Below are 16903 nucleotides of genomic sequence, written 5' to 3'. Positions count from 1 at the left end.
TGTGTTGTGAATCGTTGTATATTAATAATTAAGTAATTCATCCAAAGCAGCTTGTACTTTATCTGCATTCGGCAACATTTCGAATTCTAAGTTCTTGTTCATTGCCACTGCGGGCAGGTTGGCTGCTCCTATTACTTTGATAGGTGCATCCAAAAACCTAAAACACTTCTCAGAAGCTCTTCCTGCAATGGCTTCAGCAAATGAATTACGTTGTGTCTCCTCAGTTAGCACCAATGCTTTTCCGTGTTTAATGACTGTATTATAAATCAACTCTTCATCCAAAGGGTTGAGTGTTCTCAAATCTATAATTTCAACTCTGTCATTGAGATTTTTGGCAGCATTCAATGCCCAATACACTCCCATTCCATACGTAATTACTGCCACAGAATCACCTTTTTTTACATTTTCAATATTTGCCTCTAACACAACCCTGCCCTTACCCAGCGGTATCACATAATCCTCCGAAGGTTCGGGGGTTTTGGCAGCATTGGTACCCGGTACTTTGCTCCAGTACAATCCCTTGTGCTCAAATATGACAACCGGATTGGGGTCATAGAATGCGGCTTTAAGCAACCCTTTCATATCAGCGGCATTACTTGGATAAACAACCTTAATTCCTTTGATGGGCAATATACTTGACTCAACTGTGCCGGAATGATATGGACCACCGCCACCATAAGCACCTGTTGGTATTCTGATTACACTTGACACAGGGTATTTACCCATTGACAAATAACACGATTTGGAAACCTCCTCTACTAATTGATTTACACCTGGCCAGATATAATCCGCAAACTGAATTTCAACAATAGGCTTGAGTCCAACTGCACTCATTCCGACAGTCGAACCCACTATATATGCTTCTTGAATAGGGGTATTGAAAACACGCGCATCACCATGCTTTTGAGCCAGTGTAGCTGCTTCTCTAAAAACTCCACCCAGCCTTGCTCCTACATCTTGACCATATAATAGGGCTTCAGGATGTTTTTTCAGAATTTCATCGCAGGCAAACAAGGCTGCATCCACCATCACAATAGGATCTTTGCCGGCAGGCTCTCTTATACCAAGCTCCTCTGTTATTGGCGTGCTGACAAACTCATGTTCATAAACAGACTGAGGTTCCGGTTCAGGTGCGGTAATTGCTTTAGCAAACTCTTCGGCAATAAACTCTTCAGCTTCTTTGCGAATCGTATCAAGGGTGCCGGTGCTTTCTCCAAGCTCTATTAAAGTCTGCAACAATCTTGGAAAAGGATCATTTTTCTCATTCTCTGCCCAATCATTTCTATACCATTCACTACGTACTCCCGATGTATGATGTCCCAAAAGAGGAACTTTGGCATGCACCAAAACTGGTTTTCTATTTTTGCGCACCCAATCTATGGCGTCTTTCATGTCCTCATAGCATTGCACAAAGTCTGCACCATCAGTTCTGACTCTTTTCAAACCTTTGAAACCGGCAGCAAACTCATACGCATCCATAGCCCTCATCTCAGCACCGGTTGCCGAAATTCCCCAATCATTGTCTTGAACTAAATAAATAATGGGTAGTTCTTTTAATACTGCCATTTGCATTGCTTCGGATACTTCGCCTTCTGTAACACATCCATCTCCTAATGAACAAAGCACTATTGGCATTTCTAAGCCTTTGAGTTGTTTTGTTTGTTCTTTGTATTTGATTCCATGCGCCATACCTGTTGCAGGAATCGCCTGCATGCCTGTAGCACTTGACTGGTGTGGTATTTTGGGCATTGTTTCTCGTTTCAAAGAAGGATGAGAGTAATAACTTCTGCCTCCGGAGAAGGGGTCATCTTTCTTTGCCAACAGTTGCAACATTAACTCATAAGGTCGCATACCGATTGCAAGCAGCATTGCTTCATCCCTATAATAGGGTGCTGCATAATCATAAGATTCTAATAGGAATCCGGTTGCCAGTTGGATAGCCTCATGTCCTCGTGAAGTGGAATGCACATAAGTTGTGATTTGTCTATTCTCCTCATAAATCTTGTTCATTGCCTTAGTTTGGCACATCAACTGAAAGGCTTGTAATAGAATGTCTTTTGTAACTGTCAATGATATTGCACGCTTCGCTTTTGTCAAAACTCCAATTTATTTATTAGGGTGTAAATGTACGAATTATCGCGGTTTTAGCCAAGAATCATTTATAATGCTCAATAACTGCCCGCACACATCCAAATTTTTTGAGCGCCTCTGCCGCCATGTTTGCATCCAAATTTGTCTCTCCCATAATCATTCTGACAGCCCTATCAATCAACTTATTATTGGCAATTTGCATATCTACCATTTTGTTTCCTTTTACTCTTCCAAGTTTAATCATACATACCGTAGAGATCATATTGAGCACCATTTTTTGAGCTGTTCCTGCCTTCATGCGAGTACTTCCTGTTACAAATTCAGCACCTGTTGCAACTTCTACCGGGTAGTCCGCAAGCGTACCTAACTTTGAATTCTTATTACAAGAAATACATCCGGTTGACACACCATTTTGTTTAGCCATTTCAAGTCCCCCTACAACATAAGGTGTCTTACCACTGGCTGAAATTCCTATTAAAAAATCACTTTTGCTGATATTCAACTGCTGCAAGTCTTTCCAAGCTTGTTCTGTATTGTCTTCTGCAAATTCAACTGCCTTTCTTATAGCAGCATCACCTCCCGCAATTAGTCCAATAACTTTGTCATAGTCCACGCCATAAGTTGGAGGACATTCACTTGCATCCAATATACCCAGCCGTCCGCTTGTACCAGCTCCGATATAAAATAGTCTTCCGCCTTTATTGAGTTTTTCAGAACATACATTTATCAATGCTTCAATTGATGGTAATTCATGTGCAACAGATTTTGCTATAGAAGAATCTTCGGTGTTAATTCCAATCAACAGTTCTTTAGCGGACAGTTGCTCGAGATTATCATAATGAGAATCTTGTTCGGTATGGTGTATGTCTTGCATAGTATAAATAAAAAAGCCCCTATGGTAGGGGCTTCAAAGATAAAATCTTACAAGATTAATTTAATGTACAATTTATAGGTAAAGTATAACGCACCCTAACAGCTTTGTTTCGTTGAAAACCGGGTTTCCATTTAGGCATCATTTTTACCACCCTGACAGCTTCATCTTCTAAACCATATCCAAGTTGGCGATTAGCGGGCAATAAAGGTCTCACTTCTGTAATATTACCAGACTCGTCAACCAAGAAAGAAACCAATACTCTACCTTCTACGTCAAATCTTCTGGCTTCATCCGGATAACGAAAGTTTTTCATGATAAAACTCAACATTGCATTTTGTCCTCCGGGGTATTCAGGCATTATCTCCACAACAGTAAAGATAGGAGCTTCTTCTACGTGTGTGGGAGGAGGTGGTGCTCCCGGAGTGCCGCCAGGCGTCATTCCATAATACTGATATGGGGCATCCACTACTGTATTATCTTTAAAATCAGTGCTTTGAATTTCGACATTATCATCTGCTTTGTCATCTTCAACCACTTCAATTGCAGTAGGGGGAGGTGGTGGTGGCACATAATAGGCAGTTTGCTGTGTTATTTCTGTTTGTTCTATTACTTCATTAGTACCTACACTTTTAGTAATAGTAGGTGCAACCGTTGTTTTCTCATACCAAGTGTATGAAAATGCACCGAGTACTACTAACTGAATAATCAATAGACCAACAAGGAAAAACGAGGTAGCTCTCCTGGCAACATCGGCTTTAATGCTTTTCTTTAGTTCCATAGTTTTGTTTTTTTAAGGTTTGCAAATTTATATTTATATTCAAATACCACATTCATGGTTTCACATTTTAATACACTGATTTTACAAAAGGTAAATTTCATAGTTTGTAAATTACAATAAACAACAATAATCCGAATAATACACCCACGGCATCCGCACAAATATCAAACCATGAGAAAGTTCTATAATAAGTAAATTGCTGCAGGGTCTCTGTCAGAAAAGCAAATACAACACCTTCTATTATTGTCCAGGTATTTGCTTTTCTGACAAAGAAGTCATTTCGGTACCACTTAGCCCACCCTACTCTTGTAAATAAAGCAAAAAATGAAAAAAGAACGAAATGCACCAGTTTGTCGAATGGGATAATACCGAAAACATAGGAAGTCTCGGCATCTCCGATCGGCAATAACAAAAGTAAACAAATAAAAAGTCCCCAAAGCAATGCTGGGGACTGGTATTTAAAGAAAGGTGAAATTCTTTTTACAAAAGACTGATGGGAGAAATACACGGATAGTTTAGTTTCCGGTTAAGGCTTTGTAAGCAGCCACATCCAACAAGCTGTCTAACTCAGCAGGGTTAGAAATCTTAACTTTTACAATCCAACCTTCCCCATAAGGGTCTGAGTTAATGGCATCGGGCGTTGAGTCAAGAGAAGAGTTTATCTCAATAACCTCTCCTGATAGCGGCATAAATAAATCAGAAACAGTTTTTACTGCTTCAATAGTTCCAAAGACAGACTCTTTACTCAGTGATTGTCCTTGAGAAGAAATGTCAACGAAAACGATGTCTCCAAGTTCTCCTTGTGCAAAGTCGGTTACTCCAATTGTTGCAATAGCTCCGTCAACTTTGACCCATTCGTGGTCTTTTGTGTACTTTAATTCTGATGGGAAATTCATATCTTTTTATATTTTAATTTTATGTGTTTTTGATTGGCACGAAATAAGAGAATAAGATTTTACCTTTACTCACTTTTATCCACTTTTTTAGCAGATGTTTTTTTAGTATAAATCATTTTAAGCAAATTACCTACCTTCTCTTTCATTTCGGTTCTGGGTACTATAAAATCCACAAAGCCGTGTTCTTGTAGGAACTCCGAACTTTGAAAACCTTTAGGAAGATCTTTTCCAATCGTTTCTCTGATAACGCGCGGTCCGGCAAACCCAATCAAGGCTTCCGGTTCAGCGATATTAAAATCACCCAACATTGCAAATGAAGCAGTTACACCACCTGTTGTAGGGTCAGTAAGAATGGATAGATAAGGTATCCCTTCTTGATTGAGCAGGGCAAGCTTTGCAGATGTTTTTGCCATTTGCATGAGCGAAAACGCAGCTTCCATCATTCTGGCACCACCCGATTTAGAAATAATAATTAGTGGAATTTGATTCTCTCTGGCATAGTCAATAGAGCGTGCGATCTTTTCGCCCACCACAGAACCCATCGAACCACCTATAAAACCAAAATCCATACAAGAAATAACGGTTTTAGTACCGTTTATTTTCCCGACTGCAACACGCAATGCGTCTTTTAAACCCGTTTTGGCTTGTGTTTCAACCAAGCGTTCGGTGTATGATTTGGTATCAAAAAACTGAAGCGGGTCACCCGATACTATTTCGGCATATAACTCTTTGAATTTTTGTTCATCAAACAGAATGTGAAAGTACTCTTCAGAACTTATTTTGTGATGATAACTGCAAGATGGGCATACATATTTATTTTCAACCAAATCTTTGGATTGTGTGATTGTTTTGCACTTTGGGCATTTATTCCACAATCCGTCAGGGATATATTTTTTCTCCTTTGATTTTGTTGTAATTCCTTCTTTTACTCTTTTAAACCAACTCATAGTTTTTTCTGTTAGGTTAATATCCGGTACAAGCGAACAAGGTTTATGCTATGGTAATTTCTTTGTTAAGATAAACATCCTGAATAGCATTAAGCAACTTAATACCTTCATTCATAGGTTTTTGAAAAGCCTTTCTACCTGAAATCAAACCATGCCCTCCTGCCCTTTTGTTAATAACAGCAGTTCTCACAGCGTCTGCTAAATCCGACTCTCCTTTGCTTTCGCCACCCGAATTTATTAACCCTACTTTACCCATATAGCAATTTGCAACTTGATACCTGCAAAGGTCAATGGGATGGTCAGTTGTAAGTTGAGAATAAACTTTATCGTGTGTCTTACCAAAATTCAGCGCTTTAAAGCCACCGTTATTTGTAGGTAATTTTTGCTTAATAATATCCGCTTGGATTGTTACTCCTAAGTGATTTGCTTGCCCGGTTAGGTCTGCTGCTGTATGATAATCAACTCCATCTTTCTTGAAATTATTATTTCTCAAATAACACCAAAGAATGGTTGCCATTCCCAATTCATGCGCTCTTTCAAATGCTTCGGCAATTTCAACAATTTGTCTGGATGATTCTTCTGAACCAAAATAAATGGTTGCCCCTACTGCCACAGCTCCTAAATTCCATGCTTCTTCAACTGAACCAAATGCGATTTGATCATACTTGTTAGGGTATGTCAAAAGCTCGTTATGATTGATTTTAACAACAAAAGGAATCTTATGAGCATATTTTCTAGAGCAAGATGCGAGCACTCCGAATGTTGAGGCAACAGCATTACAACCTCCTTCAATAGCAAGTTTTACTATATTCTCTGAGTCAAAGAAAATAGGATTGGGGGCAAACGATGCTCCAGCACTATGCTCTATCCCTTGGTCAACTGGTAGAATTGAAACATAGCCGGTATTAGCCAAACGTCCGTTGCCATACAATGCCTGAAGGTTTCTTAAAACTTGAGGATTTCTGTTACTAAATGCAAAAGTACGGTCAATAAAGTCTGCACCAGGGAGCGTTAACAATTCGTTTCCAATGGTTTTTGATTGATGTGTCATCAAACTTTCTGACTCAGCACCTAATAAATTTTGGATTTCTGCTGTATTCATCATGGTCTTTTCCAGTTAACTTTTAAAGGACGGCAAATGTATGATTTATTTACTTTTCTGAGAAGTATTTGAAGAAATAAGGAATAGTTTGAATTCCTTTGTAGAAATTCTCAACACCATAATGTTCATCAGGGGAGTGAATATCATCTGAATCTAAGCCAAATCCCATCAAAATTGATTTCAAACCTAATACATCTTCAAACAAGGCTACAATGGGAATACTTCCTCCGCCTCTGGTTGGAATGGGGTCTTTTCCAAAAGTTTCTTTGATAGCTTTTGCAGCAGATTTGTATGCATGAGAATCGGTTGGTGTAACAACGGGTTCGCCACCGTGATGAGCCTCAACTTTTACTTTTACAGATTTAGGTGCAATGCTTAAAAAGTGCTTGGTAAACAATTCGGTAATTTCTCCTGAACGTTGATTTGGAACAAGTCTCATGGATATTTTTGCATAGGCTTTGGAAGGTAATACTGTCTTGCTTCCTTCTCCTGTATATCCACCCCAGATTCCATTTACATCAAGGGTTGGACGAATTCCGGTTCTTTCTAATGTAGTAAAAGAGGTTTCACCCAATACTTCATCTATTCCAAGTTCTTTTTTATAATCTTCAAGGTTGAAAGGTGCTTTGTTTAATGCAATTCTTTCTTCATTTGTCAATTCAAGTACTTTGTCATAAAATCCGGGGATTGTGATGTGCCTATTTTCATCGTGCATAGAAGCAATCATTGTACACAACACATTGATGGGGTTAGCAACTGCGCCACCATACACTCCTGAATGCAAGTCATGATCAGGACCTGTTACTTCAACTTGCACATAACTCAAGCCTCTAAGTCCTGTATCCAGGCTCGGGGTATCGAGTGAAATCATGGCTGTGTCTGATATTAACACAACATCGGCTTTCAGTTTATCCTTGTGAGCTTTGCAATAGATACCCAAATTGGCTGACCCTACTTCTTCTTCTCCCTCAATCATAAATTTAACATTGCAGGGGAGTGTATTTGTCTGCATCATGGTCTCAAAAGCTTTAACATGCATATAAACCTGTCCTTTATCATCACAAGAACCTCTTGCATAGATTTTACCATCTCTGATTGCCGGTTCAAATGCCGGTGTAGTCCAAAGATTGTCAGGATCAGAAGGCTGTACGTCATAGTGTCCATATACCAAGATTGTAGGTAATGAAGGATTTATAATTTTTTCTGCATACACTATGGGATTACCTGCGGTCTGTTCAATAGTAATATTATCCGCCCCTGCTGCTTTGAATTTGTCAGCCAGATAATCTGCGGCTCTTTTTACATCATTTTTAAATTTGCTATCCGCACTAACTGAGGGGATTCTAAGCCAGTCAAACAATTCGTCCATAAAACGTTGCTTGTTTGAATCAATATATTCATTCCAATTCATCTTTAATTAATTTGATTAGGTGTTCGTTTAAAAGTGGGGTCAAAATTGATTTATTTAGATGATATAACCAAAGAGTGGAGGGAACAAGTTACATTTATATTTAATACCCTTTAAAAACAAATTACTCCTTCTTACCAAGCTCCATAGTCAGGCAACTCAGTGAGCCTCTTATAGTCATTTGCATCAAAATCAACTTCGAACAAGAAATGCTGAATTCCGTTAGACACTATGAGAAATCGGGCTTTAAAAACCGCATTATAATGCGCAATCTGCATACAAGTTTGTTCAGACAATTCTATGTGCGTAGCCTTACATTCGACAATCAATGCCGGTTTTTGACTTTTATTAAAGACAACAATATCGGCACGCTTGCTCATTTCATTGTACTTTAGAGCAACTTCTACACCCACTCCCCCTTTGGGAACTGCTTTAAAATTTACCAAAAAATGCAACCAATGCTGGCGCACCCACTCTTCCGGGGTAAGCGTTACAAACTTTTTTCGAAAAGAGTCAAAAATGTACTTCCTTTGCCCAGAGTTTTTGAGCAGAGGTGTAAATTCAGGCAGATTAATCGCTTGCATTGCACCTGCAAATTAAAAACAAAGAAGCATAAACAGTACTTATGGCAAAAAATCCAATAGACGATTATAAAAGGATTGCGAATTTAGTGAAGAGCAGAGAATTTTCGCCTGTTTATTTCCTGCAAGGGGAAGAAACATACTATATTGACAAGCTGTCTAATCTCATAGAAGAAACGGTATTAAAACCTGAAGAGAAAGGATTTAACCAATCTGTGCTTTATGGTAAAGATGTCAAAGTAAAAGATATTGTTATGGCAGCCAAGCGATATCCGATGGGAGCCGATTATCAAGTAATCATTGTAAAAGAAGCACAGAACCTGCACAAAGATCAGATAGAAGATTTTCATACATATCTTGAAAACCCGCTTAAAAGCACCATTTTAGTTATTAATTATAAATCTAAAAAAATTGACCAACGAACAAAAGTCGGCAAGCTATTTCAGAAATACACCTTTGCAAACTTTGACCGATTGTATGACAATCAAGTTCCAATGTGGATAGAAAACCATATCAAAAACACCGGAAAAACTATCCATTCACAAGCAGCCTTACTCATAGCAGAATATTTAGGTAACGATTTAAATAAAATAGAAAACGAAATAGACAAGATGTTGATACAACTTCCACCGGAAGTTCAGCTTATCAATACCAAACATATTGAAGATAATATTGGAATAAGTAAGGATTTCAATGTTTTTGAATTACAGAAAGCGATTGGTGAACACAATTATAACAAATCCATTCAAATCATTAACTATTTTGCCAATGACGCTGCCAAGAATCCTCTCCTGCTAACAATCAGCAATCTATTTGCATATTTCAACAAGATTCTTCTTTTTCACGAATTTAAAAGCCTCCCACCCCAAGAATTAGCTACTAAATTGGGGATTAACCAATTCTTCTTAACAGAATATAAAATAGCCGGGGCAAATTACAGCGTAAACAAAATTGAAAGCATCCTATCGCTTCTCAAATATTACGATTTGAAATCAAAGGGAGTGGGCGGCAATAATACATCTGAAGGTGAGCTTATGCGAGAAATGATTATCCGTATTTTTAATATTGAAGTCCATTAATTCGCATTTTCGTTTCATTTTTTTTACCTTGTTAACAATTTTAACTACTTTTACACCCACAAATACAATATCATTCAGACATGAAAAAGATTTACTTATTAATGATTCCTCTTCTTGCAACAGGGAGTTTAGCAGCCCAAAGCAAGATTAACTCAAATCAGGTTTCGATTTCAAATCAACCGGTAACAACAAAAGACAAAGCACCTGTGGTGCAACAGACCAATCCTAATCCTGTCATTGCTCCCGCAAAAAAATCAACTACCGTTGAAAGACGCGATGTTAACTATTCATTTGTCAAGATTGGCAATACAAAGTATGACCAACAGTCAAATGCGTCCATGGGCAAAAGAGTTATTTTGTATCCTGACGGAACAATTAGTGCAGTATGGACTACCGCCACCGACAATGCTTTTGCTAACAGAGGCACAGGATATAATCATAACGACAAGACCAATTGGATGACAGTAGCAGATGGTGCTACTCCTCGAATCGAGACTAAAAGAACCGGCTGGCCCAGTATTGCATTGATAGGAGGAAATAAAGAAGTTATCATAGCACACAGTGCAGAAGATGGCGGTTTTATTATGTCAACTAATAGTGCTATTGGCAATACTGCTTTTACACAACAAGCAATTTTAACACAAACTAAACTTAGACCCTTGTGGGCAAGAATCGGTACAGATGGACTAAATTATATTCACGTTATCTCTAACTACGCTGATTCATCAGCTCCTTCTGACCCACCCGCACCAAAAGTAAATGGAATCAAAGCCCCCATGACATATTCACGTTCTTCAGATGGTGGTCAGACTTGGGACTTTGAGCATACATTACTTCCTGGTTATGACTCTACCAGATGGGCTTATGGTGGTGGAGACAATTACGCTATTGATGTGAGAGACAGTATTGTGGCAATAGTAACCGGTAGATTAGGAACTGATGTGTCTCTTTGGAAGTCATACGACAACGGTACAACTTTTACACACTACTTTGTAGATTCACTAGCAAATGCTCCATTGAAACAAGGCACCTTAGCTTTAGATACACCTTTTTGTAGCGATGGTACCATGGATGTGTTAATTGACGCTAACGGCAAATGTCATGTATGGTATGGCTTAGGCAGAGTATTAAAAACAGACTCCACAGACGACAGTTATTCATTCTTTCCGGGAACTGCGGGCTTGATGTATTGGAATGAAGGAACAACCGAACCCGGTATCATAGCTTACGGTGCTATGTTTGATAGAGATCAAGATGGCGGTTATTCCATTGAAAAAGGCACTTATTGGAATCTTGAAAACGGTAATATCCCTTCAGATATATACTCTGTTGCAAGACTTGGAAACACAAGTGTACTTAGACAACCCAGTGCAGGTATTGATGCAGACGGAAATTTATACGTTGCTTTCTCCATGCCAGTTGAGGGTGCATTAGATGATAATTCCTTGAATTATAGAGCTATATATATCATGTATTCTAAAGATGGCGGTGCAACATGGCACGGACCTCAGTGTTTAACCAAAATACTCAACAAGGAGAATGACTTCCCTTCTATAGCAAGACGCGTGAACGAATATGTACATCTGATTTTTCAACAAGATGATATACCCGGAACCAATCTAGCTAACAATTCTGCATCTGCAAATAACCACCCTATTTCTGAAAATGGAAATGATATCATGTATGCGGCAATCCCAAAACAAGATGTCTTAGATTCTATCGTTGGTAATTTGTGGAGTTTGAATGTTCAAGAAATCAAGAATAATTCTCAAGTATTTGTAGTGTCTCAAAACGTTCCCAACCCTTTTAGCGGTCAAACCGATATCACCATTTATCTCAATGGGTACACCCCCGTTTTGAATGTTGAAGTAAAAGACCTTACCGGGAAGATTGTTATCAGCAATAAAATTACCAATTTAAATCAAGGAAACCATGTTATAACCCTTGACGGAACCAATTTGAGCAGTGGCGTGTATTTTTATACCTTAACTGCCGGCAACAATACTATTACTCGTAAAATGATAGTTGAGTAAGTTCTGCTCTCCCCTCAAAAAAGCTGTCCATTTAGGGCAGCTTTTTTTTTGTTCTAACTTTTTTGGTTGATTTTATCAAATGATAGCTATTTTTGACCACACAGTATACTCACAATATGGAAAAATTTCTACGACTTTTTGACTGTCTTTATTTTGAACGAGTGAAACAAAAGCCTGTATTGTTAGCCTCCAAACTAAATGGAGCTTATAAGAAACTCAGTTCTAAACAAATAATAGATGACGCTAATGCGCTTACCAATGGATTAATCAAATTAGGAATTCAACACAAGAACGGAGTCGAAAATCAAGACAAAATCGGACTTATCAGCAATAGCCGCCCGGAATGGCTCATTACCGACTTTGCCACACAACAATCCGGAGCAGTTTTGGTGCCCTTATATCCCAATACCAATATAGATGACATTATCTACGTGTTTAATGAAGCAGAAGTAAAATATGCTTTTGTCAATTCTAAACTCATTTACAAGAAGTTATCAGAAGTAAAATCACAAATACCTTCACTAAAAGACATTTATACGTTTGATGAAGGAGAAGGAACCAATCCTTGGCGACAAATACTATCTCAACCCAACGAAAGTGAAATAGTTGAAATTGAGAAACGAAAGCAGGCAATTCAAGAAGATGATATTGCAACCATTATTTACACTTCAGGAACTACCGGCAAGCCCAAAGGTGTTATGTTAAGTCACAAAAACATTGTGAGCAATGTCAAAAATGTAAAAGATGTAATCGAAGAAATTGGAGTACCGGAGGAAAATAAAAAAAGTTTAAGTTTTTTGCCTCTCAATCATATATTTGAAAAAACCGTTACATATATCTATATCTATAATGGCTATTCTATTTATTATGCAGAGGGTATGGAAACCATTGCCGATAACTTAAAAGAAGTAAGACCGGCATTATTCGTTACCGTACCACGTTTGTTAGAAAAAGTGTATGAGAAGATAATGAAGAAAGGAAGTGAACTTAAGGGTATTAAAAAGTTACTATTCTTTTGGGCAGTGCGTATTGGTAATAAATACAAGATAGAAGGCAACAATTCATTCTACAACATTCAATTAGCAATTTCAAACAAACTCATCTTTAACAAATGGCGCGCAGCCTTAGGAGGCAATGTCAAAGCTATTGTAGTTGGCGGAGCCGCTTGTCCTCCCAAATTGGCTACTCTTTTTTCAGCTGCAGGAATAACCATTATGGAAGGTTATGGTTTGACAGAAACATCACCTGTGATTACTGTTAACAGATATGGAAAAGAAAACCGCATGATTGGCACAATCGGAACAGTTATCAACCAAGTAGAAGTGAAACTTGCTGATGATGGTGAAATTCTCTGCAAAGGAGAAAACAATATGGTCGGGTATTATAAGAATCCACAAGAAACCAATGAGATGATTATAGATGGATGGCTTCATACCGGAGATATTGGGACACTTGTGAATGGTAAATTTTATAAGATTATTGACCGCAAAAAAGAGCTTTTCAAAAATAGTGGAGGTAAATATATCGCTCCACAACCTATTGAAAATTTACTGAAAGAAAGTTTTTTAATTGAACAGGCAATGGTTTGCGGAGTAAACGAAAAATTTGTTGGTGCCCTGATTGTTCCAAATTTCGATAATATGAAAATTTGGATGCATGATAACAAAATTTCATATACAGATATAGAATCAGCTCTAAACAATGCTGAGGTTATGAAAAAATACAAATCAATCATCGATGAAGTTAACACTGTCTTGACAGATATTGAGAAAATCAAAAAATTCAAACTACTAACAAGAGAATTCTCACTTGAAAATGGAGAGCTTACACCTAAACTAAGTATGAAACGAAAAATAATCTGCGAACATTTTGCAGACGAAATCAACGCAATGTTTAACAAACCATAAACCGCTTTTACATATTCTCCAAATCCCTTGTCTCTAACCTAAAACGTTCGCGCTTCAATTCTGAGAAAGGCAAGAAATTAGCTTTTAATTCTGCAATCTCTTTGCGTGTAGCATACAGTTTGAGGGCAGAAAAAAGCGCTGAGCTGAAAGAGCTTGGAGATGCTTCAAATTTTCCGGCTATATTATATGCTGTTCCATGATCGGGACTGGTTCTGATAATAGGAAGACTGGCAGTAAAATTCACACCTTCATTGAATGCAAGCGCTTTGAAAGGAGCCAAACCTTGGTCGTGATACATAGCCAATACACCATCAAATCGCATTAGATTCTTTGAACCCCATAGACCATCAGCTGAATAGGGTCCAAAAACAAACGCCTTATCATTGGCTGAGAATGATTCTATGGCGGGCATAATAATGTTTGCTTCTTCTTTGCCAATAGCCCCTCCATCTCCGGCATGTGGATTGAGCCCCATTACGGCAATTTTGGGTTTAATTATTCCAAAATCATTGCGCAAAGCATCAATAAAAGTTTGTGTTTTAGAAATAATTAAATCTTTGGTGATTGATTTGGCTATATCAGAAATAGGAATATGCTCTGTTACCAGTCCTACTTTAATGTCATCATTAAATAAAATCATCAAATGATTTTGTACGCCCAAAGCCTTTGAAAGATAACCTGTGTGACCGCTAAAAGAAATATTTTCATTAATAGTGTTTTTATCCACCGGAGCGGTAACAACCACTTGCAACTTTCCTTCAGACACATCTTTTAACATTCTGTCTATCGCAAGTAGTGCCTGCTTGCCTGACACCTTTGAAGGCTGCCCTAAACTATACTCAAATGGCTCGCTTGATGAAGCAATCAGATTACACTTCCCTTCTTGCGCCTCCCCTATATGTCGAATCAAGTTGTAAACCGGTGTTTCCAAACCTAATGAGTTCTTGATGTCTGTAAACACCTTTTGAGAACCATATAAAACAGGAGTGAAATAGTCATACACAAAGTCGTGGCTCAGTGTTTTAAGAATTACTTCCATCCCGATTCCGCTCGGGTCTCCCATTGTAATACCTATAATTGGTTTTGTTGTCATTATCAGATCTTCGTTTTTAAATATTCAAAAATTAATCTTACACCTACACCCGTTCCTCCGGCTGGTCGATAGTCAGATGTACTGTGCATAAAAGCTGTACCTGCAATATCTAAATGTAACCAAGGGTAATCGGTAAATTTTTCAAGGAATTTGCCGGCAGACATCTGTCCACCCTCTCCTTTTCCAAGATTTGAAAAATCGGCAATCTCAGACTTTAATTCATCGCCATATTCATCCCAAAGCGGGAAGCGAATGAGCCTATCAAAAGTATTATATCCCGTTGCTTCTATTTCGTCAAACACTTTTTCAGAAGCTGTCCCCATAATGGCAGAAGCATAGCTCCCGATCGCACGAACTGCGGCACCCGTAAGTGTAGCAAGGTCAATCACAAGCTCGGGGTTTAATTTCTTTGCATATTGCAAGGCATCTGCTAATATTAAGCGACCCTCTGCATCTGTGTTTTTTACTTCAACAGTATGTCCGCTATACATAGTAATAATATCACCAGGCACAATAGCTTCCTCTCCGGGTCTGTTGTCCGTTGCCGGAACAAGACCAATCATATGAAGCGGCAACTTGGCTTTGGCAACAGCATATAATACACCTGCAACAGCAGCCGCACCTGCCATATCACATTTCATGTAATCCATACTATTTGCAGTTGGTTTAAGGCTCATTCCACCGGTATCATAAACAACACCTTTACCAACTAATACATAAGGCTTTTTATTTTTGGCACCCTTAGGTTTATATTCCATAATATTAAAAGTGGGAGGCATTGTACTACCACTGTTCACTCCCAAAATTCCACCCATTTTCTGGGCTTTAATTTTGGCTTCATTCCAAACTTCAACTTGAAAACCTGCATCTTTACCCATTTTTGTAAACTCTTCTGATAGCTTCGGGGCTGTTAAATATGAATTTGGTTCATTGACCAAATCCCTTGCTTTACCAACAGCAGCCAATAAGATATTTAACTCCTTCAGTTCTGCAGTCTTTATATTTTTAGAAGAAAGAGAAATGGAAACAGATTTTTCCGAAGTTGTTTTTTTGTCTGTTTTATATTTGCAAAAACTATAAGACCCCAGTACCATTCCTTCGCAATATGCCTTTGCAGCAGCCCCACTTGAGCAATAATCGAAAATTACTAACTCAGAAAGATGGAGAGATTTAATATGTGAAAATGCAGAAGCAGCATTCTTTCTGATTTGTTCACGGTTTTTCCAATCTTTACTGTCTGTTACAAGTTGGTACAGATGGAGTATATTACCATCAAACAGTGTAAGTGGTTTTTTTAATTCAACTTGTTTTATTTTCTTCTTAGCACCTGGTACTACCAAGGTTGCAGGTATTGCTTCAACCTTGTCAAACAACACAATATAGGCATCTGCTTTTGTTTTTTCTGATGCGGATTTTATTTCTATCATAATTAATTATTGAGTGCGCAAAGTTAATCCGATTAAAATAAAAAAGCTGCTAAAACCTCTGGTTCCAGCAGCTTTTTTTAAGATTATAAAGGATTATTAGTTTTTAATCTGATAGATATTTCCCGATTTCAGTATAACAGCTTGCCCGTCCTTGTCTTTGGCTGCACAACTAAAGGTACCCGTAATCATTTTGTCTTCATATTTTGAAATGGTCAACTTTCCTGATTCACATTTGAATTGGGTTAACTCACCGGCTACATTTTTGTAATATTCAAAGGTTGCTGTCCTGTCGTCACTGAGTGGTTTATCAATACTCACAAAACTATAATCTCCTGTTTTCAACCCTCCCAAACATTTGATGATAATGTCAATTCTTTCGCTACTTGTTCCTCCTAAAGATTGATTGTAATATACCTTATATTTATCTTGTGCTTGCGAAAGCCATTTGGCATCAAAAGAAAAACTAATGTCATCTACTTTGAAACAAATAGACTTATCTCCACAAGGATTGGATTCTTTCTTATCATCACTTGTTTCCTTCTTACATGATACAAAAGCGAGAGAGAAAGCAAAGACAAATGTTAAGATGGATGTAATTTTCATTTTCATAACTATATATTGTTTGTTTGACTATGCAAATATGGCAAATTTATCGATTAATAAAAATTCTTTTTTAACTAAGAACGA

The 16903-nt window shown here is 38.0% G+C and carries 15 protein-coding genes; 3 read left to right on the top strand and 12 right to left on the bottom strand.

What is annotated here, in order from left to right:
- Positions 1–21 precede the first annotated feature (21 nt).
- The 9 genes from M9892_10115 to M9892_10075 all read right to left on the bottom strand — a co-directional run bounded on the left by M9892_10115 (position 22) and on the right by M9892_10075 (position 8680).
- Positions 22–2028 carry a thiamine pyrophosphate-dependent enzyme gene (locus M9892_10115; protein ID MCO5254704.1) on the bottom strand — a complete coding sequence of 669 codons (2007 nt, stop codon included), beginning with the start codon at positions 2026–2028 and terminating at the stop codon, positions 22–24.
- Between the two features lie 127 nt (positions 2029–2155).
- Entirely contained in the window at positions 2156–2965 is an 810-nt protein-coding gene (gene murQ, locus M9892_10110) for an N-acetylmuramic acid 6-phosphate etherase (GenBank protein MCO5254703.1), read from the bottom strand.
- Positions 2966–3020: 55 nt separating this feature from the next.
- Positions 3021–3743: an energy transducer TonB gene (locus M9892_10105; protein ID MCO5254702.1), complete on the bottom strand. Its 723-nt coding sequence runs from the start codon at positions 3741–3743 to the stop codon at positions 3021–3023.
- A 97-nt stretch (positions 3744–3840) separates the two neighbouring features.
- A complete protein-coding gene (locus M9892_10100) occupies positions 3841–4155 on the bottom strand; it encodes a VanZ family protein (GenBank protein ID MCO5254701.1) in 315 nt (104 codons plus the stop codon).
- 103 nt (positions 4156–4258) lie between these two features.
- Positions 4259–4639 carry a glycine cleavage system protein GcvH gene (gene gcvH / locus M9892_10095; GenBank protein MCO5254700.1) on the bottom strand — a complete coding sequence of 127 codons (381 nt, stop codon included), beginning with the start codon at positions 4637–4639 and terminating at the stop codon, positions 4259–4261.
- A gap of 65 nt (positions 4640–4704) precedes the next feature.
- Positions 4705–5586, bottom strand: coding sequence for an acetyl-CoA carboxylase, carboxyltransferase subunit beta (gene accD, locus M9892_10090; protein MCO5254699.1), 882 nt, complete (start codon positions 5584–5586; stop codon positions 4705–4707).
- Between the two features lie 43 nt (positions 5587–5629).
- Positions 5630–6688, bottom strand: coding sequence for a class I fructose-bisphosphate aldolase (locus M9892_10085; GenBank protein MCO5254698.1), 1059 nt, complete (start codon positions 6686–6688; stop codon positions 5630–5632).
- A 49-nt stretch (positions 6689–6737) separates the two neighbouring features.
- Positions 6738–8099 (bottom strand): dipeptidase, encoded by a 1362-nt coding sequence (locus tag M9892_10080; protein MCO5254697.1) that lies wholly within the window; start codon positions 8097–8099, stop codon positions 6738–6740.
- Positions 8100–8230: 131 nt separating this feature from the next.
- A complete protein-coding gene (locus M9892_10075) occupies positions 8231–8680 on the bottom strand; it encodes a type I restriction enzyme HsdR N-terminal domain-containing protein (GenBank protein ID MCO5254696.1) in 450 nt (149 codons plus the stop codon).
- 41 nt (positions 8681–8721) lie between these two features.
- On the opposite strand from M9892_10075, the gene holA reads away from it, so the two are divergent.
- From holA to M9892_10060, 3 genes are all read left to right on the top strand, one after another.
- The gene (holA, locus tag M9892_10070; protein ID MCO5254695.1) at positions 8722–9756 is read left to right on the top strand and encodes a DNA polymerase III subunit delta; all 1035 of its coding nucleotides are present in this window, start codon (positions 8722–8724) and stop codon (positions 9754–9756) included.
- A gap of 80 nt (positions 9757–9836) precedes the next feature.
- On the top strand, positions 9837–11789 hold the full coding sequence (locus tag M9892_10065) for a T9SS type A sorting domain-containing protein (GenBank protein ID MCO5254694.1): 1953 nt from the start codon (positions 9837–9839) through the stop codon (positions 11787–11789).
- Positions 11790–11905: 116 nt separating this feature from the next.
- Positions 11906–13696 carry a long-chain fatty acid--CoA ligase gene (locus tag M9892_10060; protein ID MCO5254693.1) on the top strand — a complete coding sequence of 597 codons (1791 nt, stop codon included), beginning with the start codon at positions 11906–11908 and terminating at the stop codon, positions 13694–13696.
- A 7-nt stretch (positions 13697–13703) separates the two neighbouring features.
- Here M9892_10060 and pdxA read toward each other — a convergent pair whose 3' ends face one another.
- The 3 genes from pdxA to M9892_10045 form a co-directional block, all read right to left on the bottom strand.
- Positions 13704–14789: a 4-hydroxythreonine-4-phosphate dehydrogenase PdxA gene (pdxA, locus tag M9892_10055; GenBank protein ID MCO5254692.1), complete on the bottom strand. Its 1086-nt coding sequence runs from the start codon at positions 14787–14789 to the stop codon at positions 13704–13706.
- Between the two features lie 2 nt (positions 14790–14791).
- Positions 14792–16216: a leucyl aminopeptidase gene (locus M9892_10050; GenBank protein ID MCO5254691.1), complete on the bottom strand. Its 1425-nt coding sequence runs from the start codon at positions 16214–16216 to the stop codon at positions 14792–14794.
- A gap of 96 nt (positions 16217–16312) precedes the next feature.
- Positions 16313–16825 (bottom strand): hypothetical protein, encoded by a 513-nt coding sequence (locus M9892_10045; protein MCO5254690.1) that lies wholly within the window; start codon positions 16823–16825, stop codon positions 16313–16315.
- Positions 16826–16903: the final 78 nt, after the last annotated feature.

The organism is Bacteroidota bacterium (assembly GCA_023957335.1).
In the GTDB taxonomy this organism is placed as follows: Bacteria; Bacteroidota; Bacteroidia; order NS11-12g; family UBA955; genus JALOAG01.
This window is presented reverse-complemented; position numbering and strand designations above follow the sequence as displayed.

Coding starts and splice junctions, on each gene's coding strand:
- M9892_10045 (MCO5254690.1), bottom strand. CDS start 16,825: ATGAAAATGAAAATTACATCCATCTTAACATTTGTCTTTGCTTTCTCT.
- M9892_10085 (MCO5254698.1), bottom strand. CDS start 6,688: ATGAATACAGCAGAAATCCAAAATTTATTAGGTGCTGAGTCAGAAAGT.
- pdxA (MCO5254692.1), bottom strand. CDS start 14,789: ATGACAACAAAACCAATTATAGGTATTACAATGGGAGACCCGAGCGGA.
- holA (MCO5254695.1), top strand. CDS start 8,722: ATGGCAAAAAATCCAATAGACGATTATAAAAGGATTGCGAATTTAGTG.
- M9892_10075 (MCO5254696.1), bottom strand. CDS start 8,680: ATGCAAGCGATTAATCTGCCTGAATTTACACCTCTGCTCAAAAACTCT.
- M9892_10080 (MCO5254697.1), bottom strand. CDS start 8,099: ATGAATTGGAATGAATATATTGATTCAAACAAGCAACGTTTTATGGAC.
- M9892_10060 (MCO5254693.1), top strand. CDS start 11,906: ATGGAAAAATTTCTACGACTTTTTGACTGTCTTTATTTTGAACGAGTG.
- M9892_10050 (MCO5254691.1), bottom strand. CDS start 16,216: ATGATAGAAATAAAATCCGCATCAGAAAAAACAAAAGCAGATGCCTAT.
- M9892_10065 (MCO5254694.1), top strand. CDS start 9,837: ATGAAAAAGATTTACTTATTAATGATTCCTCTTCTTGCAACAGGGAGT.
- M9892_10105 (MCO5254702.1), bottom strand. CDS start 3,743: ATGGAACTAAAGAAAAGCATTAAAGCCGATGTTGCCAGGAGAGCTACC.
- murQ (MCO5254703.1), bottom strand. CDS start 2,965: ATGCAAGACATACACCATACCGAACAAGATTCTCATTATGATAATCTC.
- gcvH (MCO5254700.1), bottom strand. CDS start 4,639: ATGAATTTCCCATCAGAATTAAAGTACACAAAAGACCACGAATGGGTC.
- accD (MCO5254699.1), bottom strand. CDS start 5,586: ATGAGTTGGTTTAAAAGAGTAAAAGAAGGAATTACAACAAAATCAAAG.
- M9892_10115 (MCO5254704.1), bottom strand. CDS start 2,028: ATGTGCCAAACTAAGGCAATGAACAAGATTTATGAGGAGAATAGACAA.